This window comes from Pseudomonas sp. GW823-FHT02C02, assembly GCF_058797635.1.
In genome coordinates this window covers 192874-211153 of the sequence record NZ_JBXAJV010000010.1, presented here as the reverse complement: position 1 = coordinate 211153, position 18280 = coordinate 192874, and the positions used below count along the sequence as shown (strand labels likewise).

Here is an 18280-nt window from a genome sequence, read left to right as displayed (position 1 = left end):
AGGACTTATCTGTATATCAGGCGTGCGACCGGAGCGGCACTGGGTTAATCGTCGAGGCGCTCTTCTAACTGGCGCACTTCGTAGGTGAGCTTGTCGAGGAACTGCATACGCCGCATCAGGCGTTCGGCCTGCTCACGTTGCGCTGCATCATCCCAACAGGCTGCGAAGCTTTCGTTCAGTTCATCCTGAGCCGTCTTCAGGCGGCGCTTGAACACTGCAACACCCGCCAGGTCGGCGCTGTCTTGCAGGTCTTCGAGCTCTTCACGCAATTCCATCTGCTGCAGAAGGAATTCCGGATCATGCACCGTGACCTCCAGCGGCAGCTCGCCTCCATTCAAAGCGAGCAGGTATCGCGCGCGCTTTGGGGGACTTTTGAGCGTCTGATAGGCCTCGTTGAGGCTCGCGGATTGCTCCAGCGCCAGCCGCTGCTCGCGCTCGGAAGCGTCTGCAAAGCGGTCCGGATGAACACCGCGCGCCAACTCACGATAGCGCGTGGCCAACTGATCGAGATCCAGACGGAAGCTCGGCTGCAGTTCAAATAAAGCGAAATGACAAGGAGTACCCACGAGCAGCCTCAGATGTTGAAGCTTTCGCCGCAGCCACATTCACCGCGCACGTTGGGGTTGTTGAACTTGAAGCCTTCGTTCAACCCTTCCTTGACGAAATCGAGTTCGGTGCCGTCCAGGTAGGCAAGGCTTTTCGGGTCGATGATCACTTTCTCGCCGTGACTTTCGAACACCTGATCCTCTGCAACCACCTCGTCGACAAACTCCAGCACGTAGGCAAGGCCGGAACAGCCTGTGGTGCGAACACCCAGGCGAATCCCCTCACCTTTGCCGCGCCCGTTAAGGGAGCGTCGCACGTGTTGAGCAGCCGCTTCTGTCATGCTGATAGCCATCGTTGACTCCTTACTCGTCGCTTAATGCTTAGATCAAGCCTTTCTTCTGCTTGTAGTCGCGAACGGCCGCTTTGATAGCGTCTTCAGCGAGTACGGAGCAGTGAATTTTTACCGGCGGCAGTGCCAGTTCTTCGGCCAGCTGAGTGTTCTTGATGGTCTCCGCTTCATCCAGAGTCTTGCCTTTCATCCACTCGGTCGCCAGGGAGCTGGAGGCGATCGCCGAACCGCAACCATAGGTCTTGAACTTGGCGTCTTCGATGATGCCTTGCTCGTTGACCTTGATCTGCAGGCGCATCACATCGCCGCACGCCGGAGCGCCGACCATGCCGGTGCCGACATCAGGGTCTTCCGCGTCCATCTTGCCGACGTTGCGCGGGTTTTCGTAGTGGTCGATGACCTTTTCGCTGTAAGCCATGATTCTTAATCCTCACTCATCAGAGAGTCGCTCTTGAGCCCTGAAAACCTTGGTTTTGCAGGGCCGGTTTGCGGCGACTTGAAATCAGTGTGCCGCCCACTCGATTTTCGAAATGTCGACACCGTCTTTGTACATGTCCCACAGCGGCGACAGGGTGCGCAGCTTGGTAACGGCCTCGCAGACTTTCTGCGCGGCGTAGTCGATTTCTTCTTCGGTGGTGAAACGGCCGAAGGTGAAACGGATCGAGCTATGGGCCAGTTCGTCGTTGCGGCCCAGGGCGCGCAGTACATACGAAGGCTCAAGCGATGCCGAGGTGCAGGCCGAACCGGACGAAACCGCCAGATCCTTGAGCGCCATGATCAGCGACTCGCCTTCAACGTAGTTGAAGCTCAGGTTCAGGTTGTGCGGTACGCGGGCGGTCATGCTGCCGTTGATGTACAGCTCTTCCAGGCCTTCGACCTGCTTGAAGAAACGGTCGCTCAGGGTTTTGATACGGATGTTCTCGGCCGCCATGTCTTCTTTGGCTACGCGGAACGCTTCACCCATGCCGACGATCTGGTGGGTCGCCAGGGTGCCGGAACGCATGCCACGCTCGTGACCGCCGCCGTGCATGGTCGCTTCGATGCGAACACGCGGCTTGCGGCTGACGTACAGCGCGCCGATGCCTTTAGGGCCGTAGGTTTTGTGGGCAGAGAACGACATCAGGTCGACTTTCAGCTTCTGCAAGTCAATTTCGACCTTGCCAGTGGACTGAGCGGCGTCGACGTGGAACAGAATTCCCTTGGAGCGGGTCAGTTCGCCGATGGCTGCGATGTCGTTGATGGTGCCGATTTCGTTGTTCACGTGCATGACCGAGACCAGGATGGTGTCGTCGCGCAGGGCGGCTTCGATCATCGCTGGCGTAACCAGGCCGTCAGTCTGAGGCTCGAGGTAGGTCACTTCGAAACCTTCACGCTCCAGTTGGCGCATGGTGTCGAGGACAGCCTTGTGCTCAATCTTGGTGGTGATCAGGTGTTTGCCTTTGGTCGCATAGAAATGCGCCGCACCCTTGATTGCCAGGTTGTCGGACTCGGTGGCACCGGAGGTCCAGACGATTTCACGCGGGTCGGCGTTAACCAGGTCAGCGACCTGACGACGAGCGTTTTCGACGGACTCTTCAGCTTTCCAGCCGAACACGTGGGAACGGGACGCCGGGTTACCGAAGTTTCCGTCGACCAGCAGGCACTCACTCATCTTTTGCGCAACACGCGGATCAACCGGGGTGGTCGCAGAGTAATCAAGGTAAATCGGCAATTTCATGGACTATCTCCTAATCAGGCTGGCTGGCGTACCGCTTTGCTCTCTGGCTGTCATTCGACGGCGGACGCTTCAATCTTGTCCAGGCGTGGCGCCTTGCTGTTGCAACGGCGCTGGTCCTGACGCTGGGCTACTTCTTGCACCTCACGGCGAGTTACAAGGTCAGCCAAGCTGATACCGCTCAGAAATTCGTGAATCTGCAGGCTCAGATCGCACCACAAGTGGTGGGTCAGGCAGGTGTCGCCTTGATGGCAATCACCCTGGCCCTGGCATTTGGTTGCATCGACCGATTCGTTCACCGCATCGATCACCTGGGCGACCTGGATGCCCTGCATGTCGCGGGACAGTTGGTAGCCACCGCCCGGGCCACGAACGCTGGAGACCAGATTGCTGCGGCGCAATTTGGCGAAAAGCTGTTCGAGGTAGGACAGGGAGATGCCTTGGCGCTCGGAGATATCGGCCAGGGACACCGGCCCGTGCTGCGCGTGCAACGCCAGGTCGAGCATGGCGGTTACGGCGTATCGGCCTTTTGTAGTCAGTCGCATGGACAATTACCACGGAGTTCGGAATGGGGCGAGTATGCAATTCCCGAGTATTTAAGTCAACTATAAGACCTAGTACTTTAGTCAGGATTACCCGCAAAAGAGCGCGCGCATCATAGCAAAGGCTGGCCGCGTACAGCCAGCAGTACCGCGATATCGTTCTTCGCGGGCAAGCCTCGCTCCTACAGGGGTCGCGCCAAGGCTTGCCCGCGAAGGGGTCGGCGCGGTTTAACTGGCCTGGCTCTGATCCTTGTCCTTCACACAGGCAAAGTCTTCTTCGCGCAGCTCAGGCAGATCTTTCGCACAGTAATTACTGCCCAGGTCCTTCAACGCTCCGCACATCCCCTCCAGACGGCCATCGACTGCCTGCAGGTGATCGAGCAATTGGTTAATAGCCCGCGCCACCGGGTCAGGCATGTCTTCGCCAACACCGTAGGCATCGAAACCGATCTTCTCGGCCATGGCCTTGCGCTTGGCGTCCTGCTCTTCATCGGACTTGACGATGATCCGCCCCGGAATCCCGACCACCGTGGCCCCGGCCGGAACCGCCTTGGTCACCACGGCGTTGGAACCGACCTTGGCACCCGCGCCCACCGTGAACGGACCGAGCACCTTGGCGCCCGCCCCGACCACCACGCCATCTTCCAGCGTCGGGTGACGCTTGCCCTTGTTCCAGCTGGTGCCACCCAACGTCACGCCCTGATAAAGGGTGACATCGTTGCCGATCTCGGCGGTCTCGCCAATGACGATGCCCATGCCATGGTCAATAAAGAAGCGACGACCGACCTTGGCGCCGGGATGAATCTCGATCCCGGTCAGCCAGCGACCGAAGTTAGAGACAACCCGCGCCAGCCACTTCCAACCCATACCCCACAGGGCCGATGACAGGCGATGGATCCAGATGGCGTGCATGCCGGGGTAGCAGGTCAGGACTTCAAAGGCGTTGCGCGCTGCCGGGTCACGATGGAAAACACTCTGGATATCTTCACGCAAACGCTCGAACATTTTTAATCCTTCCGCTTTAGAAGCTCGCCACGGGCCGCTTTCTGGGTTTCCGTGAGGATGCCACGCAATATATTCATTTCCGCCCGGCTGACCGAGCTGCGACCGTACAACCGGCGCAGGCGCGCCATCAAGTGCCGTGGTTTTTCCGGATCGAGGAATTCGATGGCCACCAGGGTTTGCTCCAGGTGCTCATAGAATCGCTCCAGCTCATCCATGGTCGCCAGCTCACCACTTTTGGTGGACGCCACCTCATCCTTCTCGACCTTGCTCGGCTGGCCTTGGGCCGCGAGCCAGGACATGCGCACTTCATAACTCAACACCTGCACCGCTGCCCCAAGGTTCAGCGAACTGAACTCAGGGTCTGATGGGATGTGCACGTGATAATGACATCGCTGCAGCTCTTCATTGGTCAGGCCGGAATCTTCACGACCAAAGACCAAGGCAATCTCGGCACCCGATGCCGCTTCCTCGACCACCTTCACACCGCATTCGCGGGGATCGAGCAACGGCCAGGGGATGCGACGGTCACGGGCGCTGGTGCCAAGCACCAGATTGCAGCCGACCAAGGCATCTTCCAAGGTGGCGACGACTTGCGCGTTTTCAAGGATGTCCCCGGCGCCGGAAGCACGGGCATCGGCCTCGTGATGCGGGAACAACCGCGGTTCGACCAGCACCAGCCGCGACAGGCCCATGTTCTTCATGGCACGCGCAGCCCCGCCGATGTTGCCGGGGTGGCTGGTATTGACCAGGACGACACGAATGTTATGCAGCACGGGAGGCGTTCTCGAACACAAATTTGGGAGCAGAATCTTACAGTTGATCCTACCGTTAAGCTATGAAAGCGAACACCAACCTTCACCTGTAGAAAAGTTCTGATAGAATGCCCGGCTTTCTTTAACAACCTTAGGTGACACATCCATGCAGCCCATGCTGAATATCGCGCTGCGCGCCGCCCGCAGCGCCAGTGAATTGATCTTCCGCTCCATCGAGCGCCTGGATACCATCAAGGTCGACGAAAAAGACGCCAAGGATTATGTATCCGAGGTGGATCGCGCCGCCGAACAGAAAATCATCGACGCGCTGCGCAAGGCCTACCCGAATCACTCGATCCTGGGTGAAGAAACCGGCATGCACGCCGGCACCGGGATCGAAGGCGAAGAATACCTGTGGATCATCGATCCGCTGGACGGCACCACCAACTTCCTGCGCGGCATTCCTCACTTCGCTGTCAGCATCGCCTGCAAATACCGCGGTCGCCTAGAACACGCTGTTGTTCTGGACCCGGTTCGCCAGGAAGAATTCACCGCCAGCCGTGGTCGCGGCGCTCAACTGAACGGTCGTCGCCTGCGCGTCAGCGGTCGCACCAGCCTGGACGGCGCCCTGCTGGGTACCGGCTTCCCGTTCCGTGACGACCAGATGGACAACCTCGACAACTACCTGGGCATGTTCCGCGCCCTGGTGGGCCAGACCGCCGGCATCCGCCGCGCAGGTTCGGCGAGCCTGGACCTGGCCTACGTGGCTGCCGGTCGTTTTGACGCCTTCTGGGAGTCGGGCCTGTCCGAGTGGGACATGGCGGCAGGCGCCCTGCTGATCCAGGAAGCCGGCGGCTTGGTGAGCGACTTCACCGGTGGCCACGACTTCCTTGAGAAAGGCCATGTCGTTGCAGGCAACACCAAGTGCTTCAAGGCGGTATTGACGGCGATCCAGCCGCACCTGCCGGCCTCGCTGAAACGCTAAGCGAACGCCCCCAAAAAAGCACCCTTCGGGGTGCTTTTTTTATGCCCGGGATTTTTACCTGCAGCACCACGGACCCCATGTAGGAGTGAGCCTGCTCGCGATAGCGATGTATCAGTCTCCGCCTGTTTTGACTGATAGATTGCAATCGCGAGCAGGCTCACTCCTACAGGGGATTTGCTGTGTCGCTTAAATCGTGGGCACAAAAAAAAGCACCCATCCGGGTGCTTCTTTTTGAATCTGAATTGCAGTTTTTTAGTGAGCCTGTTCGTTCTGCGACAGGACCAGCTTGCCTTCCTTGTCGACCGGAATCTGGTTACCCGGATCACGATCCATCCGCACCTTGCCTTCCTTGCCATCCAGCGAATAACGAACGTCGTAGCCTACAACCTTGTCGCTGATGTCATTCACCGTGTTACAGCGAGTCTGAGTCGTGGTGTAGGTGTCACGCTCTTGCATGCCTTCCTGAACCTTGTTGCCCGCATAACCACCACCGACAGCGCCTGCGACCGTGGCAATTTTCTTGCCGGTGCCGCCGCCGATCTGGTTACCCAGCAAACCACCGGCTAATGCACCGACCACCGTACCGGCGATCTGGTGTTGATCTTTCACCGGCGCTTGCCGGGTTACTGCTACATCCTTGCACACTTCACGTGGCGTCTTGATTTGTGTCTTGACCGGTTCAACGGCTAGCACTTGCGCATACTCAGGGCCGCTTTTAACCAGGCTGTAGGTGGCAACAGCACCCCCGGCTGTTACACCGACAGCACCCAATACCGCACCAACCAGCAACGACTTGTTCACATGAACCTCCTGACCATCACATGCGGGCAAAGCCCGCGCTTCTCCCAGCCTTGGAGCATAAAAAAAGGCGCGAGTTCAACTCGCGCCTTTTTGGGCTGACAGCTGGAGGAGCGATGGCCGTTATGGACGGTCGTCGACTTCCTTGTCAGTGGCCGCAGGAGGAATCAGGTCCTCGCTGCTCAGGTTCAGCCAGATCAGCACCACGTTCGCGATGTAGATCGACGAGTAAGTACCCGCCAGAACACCGATAAACAGGGCAATGGAGAAGCCGAACAGGTTGTCGCCACCGAAGAACAGCAGGGCCGCGATCGCCAGCAAGGTGGAGATCGACGTCGCCATGGTGCGCAGCAGGGTTTGCGTGGTCGAGATGTTGATGTTCTCGATCAGGCTGGCCTTGCGCAGTACACGGAAGTTCTCACGAACCCGGTCGAATACCACGATGGTGTCGTTGAGCGAGTAACCAATGATCGCCAGTACCGCCGCCAGCACCGTCAGATCGAAGGTGATCTGGAAGAACGACAGGATACCGATGGTCACGATCACGTCGTGGATCAGCGAAACGATGGCACCGACCGCGAACTTCCACTGAAAGCGGAAAGCCAGGTAGATCAGGATACCGCCCAGCGCCATCAGCATGCCGAGGCCGCCCTGGTCGCGCAGTTCTTCACCCACCTGCGGACCGACGAACTCGACGCGTTTGACCGTCGCCGGGTTGTCGCCACCGACTTTCAGCAGCGCTTCTGCCACTTGATGGCCCAGCTGCGGGTCTTCACCCGGCATACGCACGAGCAAATCGGTAGTCGCACCGAAGCTCTGCACGATTGCCTCGTGATAACCCGAAGTGACCAGCTGCTCACGCACCTTGGTGACATCGGCCGGACGCTCGTAGGTCAGCTCGATGAGCGTACCGCCGGTGAAGTCCAGGCCCCAGTTCATGCCCTTGGTGGCGACGCTGAACAAAGCCAGCACGGTAAGGAACAATGTGACGCCGAACGCAACGTTGCGAACGCCCATGAAGTTGATTGTACGTAACATGGCAGCCCCTTAAATCCACAACTTCTTGAAGTCACGACCGCCGAAGATCAGGTTGACCATCGCGCGGGTCACCATGATGGCCGTGAACATCGAGGTAAAGATCCCGAGGGACATGGTCACTGCGAAGCCTTTGACTGGACCTGTGCCCATCGCAAAGAGAATCCCGCCGACCAGCAACGTTGTCAGGTTGGCGTCGAGAATCGCAGTAAATGCCCGGCCGAAGCCTTCGTTGATTGCCCGTTGCACGGTCATGCCCGCCGCAATCTCTTCACGAATCCGCGAGAAGATCAGAACGTTGGCGTCGACCGCCATACCCATGGTCAATACGATACCGGCGATACCCGGCAGGGTCAGCGTTGCACCCAGCAGCGACATCAAGGCCAGCAGCAGCACCATGTTCACCGACAGTGCGACGGTGGCGATGATGCCGAAGAAGCGGTAGATGGCGATGATGAACAGCGAGACGAACAGCATGCCCCACAGCGATGCATCGATACCTTTGGTGATGTTGTCGGCACCCAGGCTCGGGCCAATGGTGCGCTCTTCAGCGAAGTACATCGGTGCAGCCAGACCACCGGCACGCAACAGCAGCGCCAGTTCGGACGACTCGCCCTGACCGTTCAGGCCAGTGATGCGGAATTGAGCACCCAGCGGCGACTGGATGGTCGCCAGGCTGATGATCTTCTTCTCTTCTTTAAACGTCTGGACCGCAACGTCTTTCTCGACGCCGTTGACCATTTGCTTGGTGTACGTGGTGACCGGGCGCTGTTCGATGAAGATCACCGCCATGCTGCGACCGACGTTGCTGCGAGTCGCACGACTCATCAGCTCGCCACCGTGGCCATCCAGACGGATGTTCACTTCTGGCGTACCGTGCTCGCCGAAGCCAGCCTTGGCGTCAGTCACCTGGTCACCGGTGATGATCAGGCCACGCTCGATCTGTGCCGGTGGACGATTGCCTTCACGGAACTCGAAGCTTTCGGAAGTGGCTTTCGAAGCGCCCGGCTCAGCCGCCAGACGGAACTCAAGGTTGGCCGTCTTGCCGAGGATACGCTTGGCTTCTGCGGTGTCCTGCACGCCCGGCAGCTCAACCACGATGCGGTTGGCGCCCTGACGTTGAACGATCGGTTCGGCAACACCCAGCTCGTTGACGCGGTTACGTACCGTGGTCAAGTTCTGCTTGATGGAGTATTCGCGGATTTCCGCCAGCTTGGCCGGGGTCATCGCCAGACGCAGCACCGCCTGACCATTGAGGTCGGCCGGAACAATGTCGAAATCGTTGAAGTTCTTGCGGATCAGTGCGCGGGCCTGTTCGCGGGAAGCTTCATCAGCGAAGCCCAGCTGAATGGCACCGTTGAGTTGCGGCAGGCTGCGATAGCGCAGTTTCTCTTTACGCAACAGGCTCTTTACATCGCCTTCGTACACTTTCAAGCGTGCGTCGAGGGCTTTGTCCATGTCCACTTCCAGCAGGAAGTGCACACCACCGGACAAGTCCAGACCCAGCTTCATCGGGTGCGCGCCCAGGTTGCGCAGCCATTGCGGGGTGGTTTGTGCCAGGTTCAGCGCGACGACGTAGTCATCACCCAGCGCCTTGCGCACGACGTCTTTGGCCGGCAGCTGGTCTTCAGCCTTGGTCAGACGAATCAGACCGCCCTTGCCATTGGCCGCCAGCGTGGCTGCCTTGACGTTGATCCCGGATTCCTTGAGCGCAACGCTCACACGATCCAGATCAGCCTGAGTGACTTGCAGCGCAGTGCTTGCACCGCTGACCTGAATGGCCGGGTCATCAGGATATAAATTGGGAGCGGAATAAATCAGACCGACCGCCAGCACCGCCAGGATCAGAATGTATTTCCACAGAGGGTATTTGTTCAGCATCACGCCGCCCGCTTATGACGCGGGGCGCCTTGCGCGCCCCGTCGATTGAGTAGAAGTTGAAACTTAGATCGCTTTTAGCGTGCCTTTTGGCAGCGTGGCGGCAATGGCGCCTTTCTGGAACTTCATTTCGACGGTGTCGGAAACTTCCAGAACCACGAAATCATCAGCCACTTTAGTGATCTTGCCGGCGATGCCGCCGGTCGTCACAACTTCGTCGCCTTTCTGCAGGCTGCTCAGCAGGTTCTTCTGCTCTTTGGCGCGCTTGGCCTGTGGACGCCAGATCATCAGGTAGAAGATGACCAGGAAACCGACCAGGAAAATCCACTCAAAGCCGCCACCCATTGGGCCTGCAGCAGGTGCAGCAGCGTCAGCCATGGCATTAGAGATAAAAAAGCTCATTTAGCACTCCAGTTGCAAATGTTGAATCTTGGGGTCAGAAAACTCAGTCCAAAGGCGGAACAGGAAGCCCGCGTTTGGCGTAGAAGGCATCGACAAAGGCGGCCAATGTACCCTGTTGAATAGCCTCGCGCAAACCAGCCATAAGCACTTGATAATGACGCAAGTTATGGATGGTATTGAGCATGCTCCCCAGCATTTCGCCGCACTTGTCCAGGTGATGCAGATAAGCGCGGGAGAAGTTCTGGCAGGTATAGCAATCGCAGGTCGGATCGAGCGGCGAATCATCATGGCGATGGAACGCGTTACGGATCTTCAGCACGCCTGTATCAATGAACAGATGCCCATTGCGGGCATTACGGGTTGGCATCACGCAATCGAACATGTCCACACCGCGGCGCACACCCTCAACCAGATCTTCCGGTTTGCCAACGCCCATAAGGTAACGAGGTTTGTCAGCCGGCATTTGCCCCGGCAGGTAATCCAGCACCTTGATCATCTCGTGCTTGGGCTCGCCCACCGACAGACCGCCAATGGCCAGACCATCGAAGCCGATCTTGTCGAGGCCTTCCAGGGAGCGCATGCGCAGATCCTGGTGCATGCCGCCCTGAACGATGCCGAACAGCGCCGCCGTGTTGTCGCCATGGGCTTCTTTCGAACGCTTGGCCCAACGCAACGACAGCTCCATGGAAATCCGTGCGACGTCTTCGTCAGCCGGGTACGGGGTGCATTCGTCGAAAATCATCACGATGTCCGAGCCCAGGTCACGCTGAACCTGCATCGACTCTTCCGGGCCCATGAACACTTTGGCGCCGTCGACCGGAGAAGCGAAGGTCACGCCCTCCTCTTTGATCTTGCGCATCGCGCCGAGGCTGAACACCTGGAAACCGCCGGAGTCGGTCAGAATCGGGCCTTTCCACTGCATGAAATCGTGCAGGTCGCCGTGCTTCTTGATCACTTCGGTGCCAGGACGCAGCCACAAGTGGAAGGTGTTGCCCAGAATGATCTCCGCGCCGGTCGCGACGATATCCCGCGGCAGCATGCCCTTGACGGTGCCATACGTGCCCACCGGCATGAACGCCGGGGTCTCGACGGTACCGCGCGGGAAGGTCAAACGACCGCGACGAGCCTTGCCGTCGGTAGCAAGCAACTCAAACGACATACGACTTTGGCGACTCATTCTTTGTCCTCAGGGCCACGTGGTGCGGGGTTACGGGTGATAAACATCGCATCACCGTAGCTGAAAAAGCGGTATTCATGCTCGACAGCCGCTTTATAAGCGGCCATCGCTTCGGGATAACCGGCGAACGCCGAAACCAGCATCAACAGCGTGGATTCGGGCAAATGAAAGTTGGTGACCAGGGCGTCGACCACATGAAACGGCCGGCCCGGGTAGATAAAGATATCGGTGTCACCACTGAACGGCTTGAGCACACCATCGCGCGCGGCGCTTTCCAGGGAGCGCACGCTGGTGGTCCCCACCGCCACCACACGACCACCGCGAGCGCGGCATGCAGCGACGGCATCCACCACGTCCTGGCCGACTTCCAGCCATTCGCTGTGCATGTGGTGATCTTCGATCTTCTCGACGCGCACCGGCTGGAACGTGCCCGCGCCGACGTGCAAGGTCACGAACGCGGTCTCGACGCCCTTGGCGGCAATCGCCTCCATCAGCGGCTGATCGAAATGCAGCCCCGCCGTCGGCGCCGCCACCGCGCCCAGGCGCTCGGCGTACACCGTCTGATAACGCTCACGGTCCGAGCCTTCATCCGGGCGGTCTATATAAGGAGGCAGCGGCATGTGCCCGACGCGGTCGAGCAGCGGCAACACCTCTTCGGCAAACCCCAGCTCGAACAACGCATCGTGCCGCGCCAGCATCTCGGCCTCGCCACCGCCATCGATCAGGATCTTCGAACCCGGCTTCGGCGACTTGCTGGACCGCACATGGGCCAGCACACGATGACTGTCGAGCACCCGCTCCACCAGAATTTCCAGCTTGCCGCCGGAAGCCTTCTGGCCAAACAGCCGCGCCGGAATCACCCGGGTATTGTTGAACACCATCAAATCGCCCGGACGCAAATGCTCGAGCAAATCGGTGAATTGACGGTGTGCCAGGGCGCCGCTGACCCCATCAAGGGTCAACAGGCGACTGTTGCGACGCTCGGCCAAAGGGTGGCGAGCAATCAGCGAATCTGGGAGTTCGAAAGTAAAGTCAGCAACGCGCATGATGGGGTTCGTCTAGCAGGGGCCGGAAGTCTAGCCGAAATAGTGAAAATTCTCTATGTACCTGATTGACCGACGGTAATCTCATCTCTATACTTCGCCGCCATTGAGCCCTGATGGCGGAATTGGTAGACGCGGCGGATTCAAAATCCGTTTTCGAAAGGAGTGGGAGTTCGAGTCTCCCTCGGGGCACCAAAATTAAGAAAGGTCTTGCTTAGCAAGGCCTTTTTTTTCGCCTGCGATAAAGTGGCTGACACCCCGCCGACCTGTAGTGGCTGCCGAAGGCTGCGATCTTTTGATCCTGCTTTCCAACGCCACAACCAGAAACCCGAAACCCGAAACCGCTCGGCTAACGAATCAAGGATTCACACAATGGAATTGCCACTGGAAACCGTTGCCCTTTTCGCCCTCAAGCTGGCTTATGAGACGGAAGGTGAAAGTCCGATTCTGCGGGATGATCCGATCATGAGCGATTATGAGCGGGAGGTGTTTGGGTTGCTGGTGCGACGGGGGGATGTTGAGGGGATTCAGGTCAGAGTGGCGCACTGTGTAAATTTGGCGCTGGTGGCCATAGGTGGGCCCGATACGCCGCTAGGGCGCGAACTGCATCGGTTGTCAGCTAATTTCAGCAATGCGCGGACGATGGAGCAGCTTGATGCCCCGCTCATTACGCTCAAGGATTACCTGAAAGAAATTCAATGAATGAAGGCAGGCGGCCTATAAAGCTGGAACGTCCGATAGCCCGACCTACGTTAGTCGCTACGTATCATGCCTAATAATAAATCTGCCCAACTTTTCTTTTTATGAAAAAACACAAACTCTTTTATTGGAGAACTGCTTTGGAACATCTTGACCATCCGACACTCGAACAATGGAACAAAAGACGCGACTGGTTTGTAGCCTTTATTTTTGATTACGAAGAAAGGGGCTCATACTTAGTAGGAGAACAAGCATGCGCTATTATTTCCGACGTTCAGTCTTGCTTCTGCGCGGGCGCTTGGGCAGCAACAATCGTACTTGCTTTTGCAGTTATCGAAGCAAATCTTCAAGAAACAAATGAAACAGGAAAAAAACAACGCTCTGTCGAATTATTGAGCTCATTTAGTAGTGACAACAAATTTGACATACTACGAAAACGCAGAAATGCACTTATACATGCCACCCCTAACAACCCAGCTATTACAACAGATCAACAATGGGATGATCGTGACTCACTAGAATCCGAGGCAAAAGCAGCTGTAGAACTTATGTTTATCGCATTTTATTCGCAAGCCGGGACCTAACATTAAGTAACTAGCACACCTTGAAAAGACAAGCCCTACAACATTCTAAACCAGTACTTCACAGATCAAAACACATAAAATACACACACTAAAACTTGTAACCCACCCATATACATCAATATTCTTTGATAATATGCTCCATCCACTCCAAACAACCTGAGGACAACACTGTAAAAGGGACACCCAAAGATAGAGAAATCTTAAACCCAACACTCTGCGCATGGAGTTGATACGTCTCCAAATAGCTTAGCGAGCGATCTGGGCGCGCCCTTTCGATATCGGATGTCCTCCTCCTTAATATCTCGCGAGGATCCTCTACCAAGCACACGAGATGAGTCACCCCCATTGATTTAAATACAATTGCATCTATATCTACCAACCCACTTGGTGACTCTATAACCGTATGCCCGTCCAATATAACAATTAATGCATTAGGATCTCGTAGGCGGTCAAAGCCTGAAATCAAAAGCCTCTGATTTTCATCAATATTTGCGTGACGCAAAACCTCAGCATTTAAATGCTGATTTTCTTTATTTTGAATTTGCTGGCGTATAACATCACTAGCCTGGAGAAGTTGAAACTCGACCTTTGACTGCAATTTTTTTAGAAAAGTCGACTTCCCGACTCCCGAGACGCCAACAACTGCAATAATTTTCTGACTCATGCCTTAAACCCTAAACTTAAACCTCCAAGCAACTCCCTAAGTTTCGCCTGGCCAATCTCAAAAATGGATTGAGGAGGATGACCCACAAATATTCCTCGACTAAATAGCTCATTAAGACCGACAGGAGGATCTATGTATCCGACGAGCAGATAGTTAATCACTTTAACCGGGCGACTCTCGCTTGCCTTCCATCCTTCTAATTCAGTTTCGCTATACACTGACCTGCCACCGGCTAACTGCATTAGTTCTTTGGTAGAGCGCGCCGATGCGACCTCCTCGAAAATCCCTATCGCGGTTAAAGCTTGCGAAGGATTGTGCTCAGACTTGCCTTTGTAGAAAAAAAGCAATGAGCCCGGTTCAGCGAGGCGAGACTGCGCCCGACAAAGATAAACTTTTCTTATGGTATTACCTGGGCGCTGCGGGCCTCCACTCAGACCGAAAGCCTCAAAAAGATCTGCTTGCTGGCGAACTTTCAGATCCGGATATAGTGTGTCGTGATATGCCTCTCGAATTGGTATTCCGAACGCTCTAACACCAGCACCAGAAACAAATCTTGGGTAGTTTAAACGGGCAGTGACAAACAGATTTTGCCCTGGAGTTTTAACGAGATTTTCTTGAGAAAAAGTCTTCTCATAAATCAACTCGCCATCCGGCTTAGTCTTAGTATGTTGAAATCCGTAATACTCGATCAAGTCAATTAGCGCAACTTGGGCCGGATAGGTGGTTACATACACCAGGTCATAGGCGTTCCGCTGAGCGAACCAAAAAACTTTTTTAAGCAGCAACTCCCCAAGCTTGAACCCACGCTTCTCTGGCCGGACTTTAAAAGTACAAATCTTGAGTATTTTGGCAGCCGGAAGAGTTGCATCCGTTTTTCCTGCAAATTCATCCTTTCGCACTATTAGTCCGGCAATGCTTCCGTCATCTACAATCCAGCATGAGCGATGTTCTCGCACACACTTTTCACGCCACCATTGATCAAACGGTGCGTAGTCTTCTCTGAGACTATCGAATATTCCATCCTCTAGCGGAATCGTGTTGGCAGAAACCTCCTCAACAAAACGAACTGGACTTGCTTTCGGCTCAAAAGTAGTCCTCAGCAAATCTACAGCATCTGCCACATGCAATACACGTCGACCAAGCTCAGAAGAGAAGCGACGAGCCCGCTCGTGGAGACCACGATCCTGAGTAACAAGAAAATCAGCAGCGCCAATATACAGAGCATGCAAAATAGTTACGTCTACTAGATCGTTATGCTTTCGAATAGATCCAAATTGCTCTTCCAATACAGAGGATGTTATCCCACGCATTTTCGCAATAGAGCGAAACTTTTCAAGCTTGCTTAGAGAAACCTTTCTCCTTTCAACGTCTTTATCTTGAGCAATATCATCTCGGGCTGCCTCATGAACAAATACGTCTGCCTTGTATTTCGCCGCGAGGTTTATAAATGCAGCGAAAGCAGGCTGAACAGCACGATTATCTTCGAGACCAATAACAACATTTGTATCAATCAGATACGTTTGCGTATTCATCCTTGAGAGCCCTGCGGAGATCTGGTTTGGCATAAAGAAAAGATTGAGGTGGTTGGAACCCGAAGCGTTCTCGCAACTCATTTAATTTCAACGGACGTGGTAATGGACGAACATTGGAGAACTCCAGTGCATACCCCTCCTCCACACCGGAAAAATACACATCAAAATCTTCTTTTTTGATAAATGCACAATCTGAATATTGTTTCCAGATATCGGCCACTGACATCTTTATTACATCGGAAATTTCCGCACTACCGACCATGGCACGAACAGGAGAGGTAGAGTAAATATATACTATTGACCCTTTGGATGTAGACATAGGAAAGCGGCGGCGGAGTTCAACCGTTTTTTTCCCCTCCATAATTTTTTCAGAATACTGGGGGCGAATACTAAGAACAACGTCTCGCGATGAGTCAGCGATACAATCATCATCACCAAAAATAGGTAATACCAATTGATGAGACTCTAAAGTGTCTAGATTAAGCTCTGTCCGTAAACGTAGAGCTAACTCACCACTTGCTGGAAATGCAGCCTCAATACGCAAAGCAGCACCAAGCGCCTCAACATACTTTTGTAACGATGAAATTTGAACGTCACCACGGGCCTCGATTTTAGAAACTGCCGCCTGACCAATACAAAGTCTTTCGGCCATCTGCTTTTGTGTGAGGCCAACAGACTCCCGCAAGCTTTTGAGTGAACGACCAACTACTCGGCCAGCGTCACTATCCGTATCGTAAACGGCAGCGACCACCTGTGATTTTTGAGCCATATGCTCCTCCCTCGCATTACTGGTCGCACAGTATCACCGGAAAATATTCCACTCAAGGAATATACAGAGAAACATCCTGTAAAACTGATTGATGAAAATCTGCATTCTGCATGGAGGAACTGAGCATTGGTTCTCACCCTACAGAAAACGTATCCGACGATAGCGGAAGGCAGTGAGAGAGCATGTCTGAAACCTTCCAAGTTGTGATTGATCGTTTTTCTGAGATCAAAACTAGAAATTTTAGCGGAAGAATTTGGGCCAGGGATTTTCGATGATTGCAGGAACGGGGCCTGCACGATACCCTCCCACCGTCGCTGCCAATTCAGCGACCGGGCTTGGTAACCCGAGGTAAATCACTGCGCAACAGTGCTATGCGTTCGCAGGCGCTTTTTTTTCGCCTGCGATCTGCGTTATGGCGGCTGTGCGTGGGACGTCTTCGGACGTGCCGGTTTCCTTGATTTCCCGGTTTACCAACCTGCGCACAGCTGCCACCCATTCGCTTGGTAACGAATTGTGGCGGCTCTTAAAAATTAAGGAGCTTCACAATGCGCTGTATGGATACGTACAAAACTTGGCTTTTCCCTCAACGCGACTCCCAGTTGCGTAACGCCCCACCATCCACCCTCTCCCACCGCCTCTCCCTCACCGGAGGTGGCGAATGACCGATCAATCAGAGCTAAAAACCATCGGCCTAACCCCTGCCATTTACTGCGCAGACCAACCGCTTTTCCACGTCACTCGTGGCGTCCCCCTCGGCGATGCATTAGCCATGGCTTCTGACTTTCTGTTTCTCGCCAAGAAGCTGAATGAAGATGCCGCGTACGCCACGGACACCGACCGCCACTCTTGGGCCGCGCATTATTTGACGGCGATGAGTAAGGCGGTGGTTGATGATGCGGTGAAGGTGCTGACGCGGGATCGGAAGGTTGCGCCGATGTCGAAGCAGGCGGCGGAGGCTGAAGAGTAGCTTCTGGTTTTTAGACGTCAGGCGTACCGCATGTAGGGGCGGGTTTGGTCGCGGGCTGGGGCATTCAGTGGGAGTGATGGTTGCCTTGAGTTTTTCGCGAGCAGGCTCGCTCCCACAGGGGGCGGTTAAGCCAATTTCCATGTTCCAGAAACAAGAAGGCCCGAACGTAATGCCGGACTGAGCCAGCACCAGAGGATCGGGCGCGATTGGGATTGATGCTGTCGACGCCTGATCATCATGTCTACGCCGACGCCACATAAAACACTGGTTTTTTGCCGACACCTAAGCGGGTGGGGGCTGAGGCTGGGAAGTAGTGGCTAGCTTTAAGCGTTGATGGTGGCTGGTCTGGCGCTTTCGCGAGCAGGCTCGCTCCCACTTTGGATGTGTGTTTAGTCAGTTGGGGCCCCGAGGTTTCGGGGCTTTTTCGTTTTGGGGTTAGAGCAAGTGCTGGGAGATCAGTTTTGAGATTTCGACCATGGATGTCCTGCCGGTGAATTCGAATTTCACTTTTCCCAACGACGAGAAATAAACCTCCAGTTCGGAGTCCAGGTCGAACGTGCCAGAGGTTTCCACCGAGTACGCCACGATGTTTTTGTAGGGTAATGAGGTGAAGTCTTTTTTGCTGCCGGTGAGACCCTGGACGTTGACGGCGATGATGCGTTTGTTGGTGAACACCACGCCGTCGCGCATGGACTTATAAGCGTCGATGACGTGCTCGCCGTCGATCAAAAGGTCGGAAACGCGTGCGGCGTATTCGTCGTTTTGCTTGAGCTTGAAGAATCCTTTGTTGTTGAAATCAATCATCAGTCTTTCCCTGTTTTCAAATGAACATCGCGAGC

The 18280-nt window shown here is 55.3% G+C and carries 21 protein-coding genes and 1 tRNA gene; 5 read left to right on the top strand and 17 right to left on the bottom strand.

Annotated features, from left to right (window positions below):
• Positions 1-44: 44 nt before the first annotated feature.
• The 7 genes from hscB to trmJ all read right to left on the bottom strand — a co-directional run bounded on the left by hscB (position 45) and on the right by trmJ (position 4929).
• Positions 45-566 (bottom strand): co-chaperone HscB, encoded by a 522-nt coding sequence (gene hscB, locus AC1ROI_RS19495; protein ID WP_010457866.1) that lies wholly within the window; start codon positions 564-566, stop codon positions 45-47.
• An 8-nt stretch (positions 567-574) separates the two neighbouring features.
• Positions 575-898, bottom strand: a complete 324-nt coding sequence (gene iscA / locus AC1ROI_RS19490) for an iron-sulfur cluster assembly protein IscA (RefSeq protein ID WP_007903589.1) — start codon at positions 896-898, stop codon at positions 575-577.
• A 28-nt stretch (positions 899-926) separates the two neighbouring features.
• Complete coding sequence (gene iscU / locus AC1ROI_RS19485) at positions 927-1313, bottom strand: Fe-S cluster assembly scaffold IscU (protein WP_003443374.1); 387 nt, start codon at positions 1311-1313, stop codon at positions 927-929.
• A gap of 84 nt (positions 1314-1397) precedes the next feature.
• Positions 1398-2612 (bottom strand): IscS subfamily cysteine desulfurase, encoded by a 1215-nt coding sequence (locus AC1ROI_RS19480; RefSeq protein ID WP_102593568.1) that lies wholly within the window; start codon positions 2610-2612, stop codon positions 1398-1400.
• Between the two features lie 50 nt (positions 2613-2662).
• Positions 2663-3154, bottom strand: coding sequence for a Fe-S cluster assembly transcriptional regulator IscR (gene iscR / locus AC1ROI_RS19475; protein WP_007903581.1), 492 nt, complete (start codon positions 3152-3154; stop codon positions 2663-2665).
• Positions 3155-3379: 225 nt separating this feature from the next.
• Positions 3380-4156 carry a serine O-acetyltransferase gene (cysE, locus tag AC1ROI_RS19470; RefSeq protein ID WP_010457882.1) on the bottom strand — a complete coding sequence of 259 codons (777 nt, stop codon included), beginning with the start codon at positions 4154-4156 and terminating at the stop codon, positions 3380-3382.
• A gap of 2 nt (positions 4157-4158) precedes the next feature.
• Complete coding sequence (gene trmJ / locus AC1ROI_RS19465) at positions 4159-4929, bottom strand: tRNA (cytosine(32)/uridine(32)-2'-O)-methyltransferase TrmJ (protein WP_010457884.1); 771 nt, start codon at positions 4927-4929, stop codon at positions 4159-4161.
• A 145-nt stretch (positions 4930-5074) separates the two neighbouring features.
• Between trmJ and suhB the strand changes: the two genes are divergently transcribed.
• Entirely contained in the window at positions 5075-5893 is an 819-nt protein-coding gene (gene suhB / locus AC1ROI_RS19460) for a type III secretion system regulator SuhB (RefSeq protein WP_008053258.1), read from the top strand.
• Positions 5894-6145: 252 nt separating this feature from the next.
• Here suhB and AC1ROI_RS19455 read toward each other — a convergent pair whose 3' ends face one another.
• The 6 genes from AC1ROI_RS19455 to queA form a co-directional block, all read right to left on the bottom strand.
• Positions 6146-6694 carry a glycine zipper 2TM domain-containing protein gene (locus tag AC1ROI_RS19455; protein ID WP_010457893.1) on the bottom strand — a complete coding sequence of 183 codons (549 nt, stop codon included), beginning with the start codon at positions 6692-6694 and terminating at the stop codon, positions 6146-6148.
• A 120-nt stretch (positions 6695-6814) separates the two neighbouring features.
• Complete coding sequence (gene secF, locus AC1ROI_RS19450; RefSeq protein WP_010457895.1) at positions 6815-7729, bottom strand: protein translocase subunit SecF; 915 nt, start codon at positions 7727-7729, stop codon at positions 6815-6817.
• 9 nt (positions 7730-7738) lie between these two features.
• A complete protein-coding gene (gene secD / locus AC1ROI_RS19445; RefSeq protein WP_102593567.1) occupies positions 7739-9607 on the bottom strand; it encodes a protein translocase subunit SecD in 1869 nt (622 codons plus the stop codon).
• Between the two features lie 63 nt (positions 9608-9670).
• On the bottom strand, positions 9671-10006 hold the full coding sequence (gene yajC / locus AC1ROI_RS19440) for a preprotein translocase subunit YajC (RefSeq protein ID WP_007982729.1): 336 nt from the start codon (positions 10004-10006) through the stop codon (positions 9671-9673).
• A gap of 43 nt (positions 10007-10049) precedes the next feature.
• Positions 10050-11165 (bottom strand): tRNA guanosine(34) transglycosylase Tgt, encoded by a 1116-nt coding sequence (gene tgt, locus AC1ROI_RS19435; protein WP_010457900.1) that lies wholly within the window; start codon positions 11163-11165, stop codon positions 10050-10052.
• A 14-nt stretch (positions 11166-11179) separates the two neighbouring features.
• Positions 11180-12229, bottom strand: coding sequence for a tRNA preQ1(34) S-adenosylmethionine ribosyltransferase-isomerase QueA (queA, locus tag AC1ROI_RS19430; RefSeq protein ID WP_008025479.1), 1050 nt, complete (start codon positions 12227-12229; stop codon positions 11180-11182).
• A 107-nt stretch (positions 12230-12336) separates the two neighbouring features.
• Between queA and AC1ROI_RS19425 the strand changes: the two genes are divergently transcribed.
• From AC1ROI_RS19425 to AC1ROI_RS19415, 3 genes are all read left to right on the top strand, one after another.
• Positions 12337-12421: transfer RNA gene (locus tag AC1ROI_RS19425), tRNA-Leu, on the top strand.
• A gap of 177 nt (positions 12422-12598) precedes the next feature.
• The gene (locus AC1ROI_RS19420) at positions 12599-12928 is read left to right on the top strand and encodes a hypothetical protein (protein WP_102593566.1); all 330 of its coding nucleotides are present in this window, start codon (positions 12599-12601) and stop codon (positions 12926-12928) included.
• A gap of 137 nt (positions 12929-13065) precedes the next feature.
• Positions 13066-13509 (top strand): hypothetical protein, encoded by a 444-nt coding sequence (locus AC1ROI_RS19415; protein ID WP_146012968.1) that lies wholly within the window; start codon positions 13066-13068, stop codon positions 13507-13509.
• 115 nt (positions 13510-13624) lie between these two features.
• On the opposite strand, the gene AC1ROI_RS19410 is transcribed toward AC1ROI_RS19415, so the two are convergent.
• Genes AC1ROI_RS19410 through AC1ROI_RS19400 form a run of 3 tightly spaced genes read right to left on the bottom strand, consistent with a single transcriptional unit; the run spans position 13625 to position 16474 of the window.
• Positions 13625-14173, bottom strand: a complete 549-nt coding sequence (locus AC1ROI_RS19410; protein ID WP_102593565.1) for an ATP-binding protein — start codon at positions 14171-14173, stop codon at positions 13625-13627.
• Positions 14170-15705: a GNAT family N-acetyltransferase gene (locus tag AC1ROI_RS19405; protein ID WP_102593564.1), complete on the bottom strand. Its 1536-nt coding sequence runs from the start codon at positions 15703-15705 to the stop codon at positions 14170-14172. Before AC1ROI_RS19405 ends, AC1ROI_RS19410 begins: the two co-directional genes overlap by 4 nt.
• The gene (locus AC1ROI_RS19400) at positions 15680-16474 is read right to left on the bottom strand and encodes a DUF365 domain-containing protein (RefSeq protein WP_102593563.1); all 795 of its coding nucleotides are present in this window, start codon (positions 16472-16474) and stop codon (positions 15680-15682) included. Before AC1ROI_RS19400 ends, AC1ROI_RS19405 begins: the two co-directional genes overlap by 26 nt.
• 658 nt (positions 16475-17132) lie before the next feature.
• On the opposite strand from AC1ROI_RS19400, the gene AC1ROI_RS19395 reads away from it, so the two are divergent.
• Positions 17133-17441: a DUF3077 domain-containing protein gene (locus AC1ROI_RS19395; protein WP_102593562.1), complete on the top strand. Its 309-nt coding sequence runs from the start codon at positions 17133-17135 to the stop codon at positions 17439-17441.
• A 435-nt stretch (positions 17442-17876) separates the two neighbouring features.
• Here AC1ROI_RS19395 and AC1ROI_RS19390 read toward each other — a convergent pair whose 3' ends face one another.
• On the bottom strand, positions 17877-18245 hold the full coding sequence (locus tag AC1ROI_RS19390; protein WP_010457986.1) for a PH domain-containing protein: 369 nt from the start codon (positions 18243-18245) through the stop codon (positions 17877-17879).
• Positions 18246-18280: the final 35 nt, after the last annotated feature.

Bases quoted from the DNA above. Each gene is read 5' to 3' on its own strand.
- AC1ROI_RS19410 (WP_102593565.1), bottom strand. From the start codon at position 14,173: ATGAGTCAGAAAATTATTGCAGTTGTTGGCGTCTCGGGAGTCGGGAAG.
- AC1ROI_RS19400 (WP_102593563.1), bottom strand. From the start codon at position 16,474: ATGGCTCAAAAATCACAGGTGGTCGCTGCCGTTTACGATACGGATAGT.
- yajC (WP_007982729.1), bottom strand. From the start codon at position 10,006: ATGAGCTTTTTTATCTCTAATGCCATGGCTGACGCTGCTGCACCTGCT.
- AC1ROI_RS19420 (WP_102593566.1), top strand. From the start codon at position 12,599: ATGGAATTGCCACTGGAAACCGTTGCCCTTTTCGCCCTCAAGCTGGCT.
- iscU (WP_003443374.1), bottom strand. From the start codon at position 1,313: ATGGCTTACAGCGAAAAGGTCATCGACCACTACGAAAACCCGCGCAAC.
- AC1ROI_RS19480 (WP_102593568.1), bottom strand. From the start codon at position 2,612: ATGAAATTGCCGATTTACCTTGATTACTCTGCGACCACCCCGGTTGAT.
- queA (WP_008025479.1), bottom strand. From the start codon at position 12,229: ATGCGCGTTGCTGACTTTACTTTCGAACTCCCAGATTCGCTGATTGCT.
- secD (WP_102593567.1), bottom strand. From the start codon at position 9,607: ATGCTGAACAAATACCCTCTGTGGAAATACATTCTGATCCTGGCGGTG.
- secF (WP_010457895.1), bottom strand. From the start codon at position 7,729: ATGTTACGTACAATCAACTTCATGGGCGTTCGCAACGTTGCGTTCGGC.
- iscA (WP_007903589.1), bottom strand. From the start codon at position 898: ATGGCTATCAGCATGACAGAAGCGGCTGCTCAACACGTGCGACGCTCC.
- AC1ROI_RS19395 (WP_102593562.1), top strand. From the start codon at position 17,133: ATGACCGATCAATCAGAGCTAAAAACCATCGGCCTAACCCCTGCCATT.
- cysE (WP_010457882.1), bottom strand. From the start codon at position 4,156: ATGTTCGAGCGTTTGCGTGAAGATATCCAGAGTGTTTTCCATCGTGAC.
- iscR (WP_007903581.1), bottom strand. From the start codon at position 3,154: ATGCGACTGACTACAAAAGGCCGATACGCCGTAACCGCCATGCTCGAC.
- suhB (WP_008053258.1), top strand. From the start codon at position 5,075: ATGCAGCCCATGCTGAATATCGCGCTGCGCGCCGCCCGCAGCGCCAGT.
- AC1ROI_RS19405 (WP_102593564.1), bottom strand. From the start codon at position 15,705: ATGAATACGCAAACGTATCTGATTGATACAAATGTTGTTATTGGTCTC.
- AC1ROI_RS19390 (WP_010457986.1), bottom strand. From the start codon at position 18,245: ATGATTGATTTCAACAACAAAGGATTCTTCAAGCTCAAGCAAAACGAC.
- tgt (WP_010457900.1), bottom strand. From the start codon at position 11,165: ATGTCGTTTGAGTTGCTTGCTACCGACGGCAAGGCTCGTCGCGGTCGT.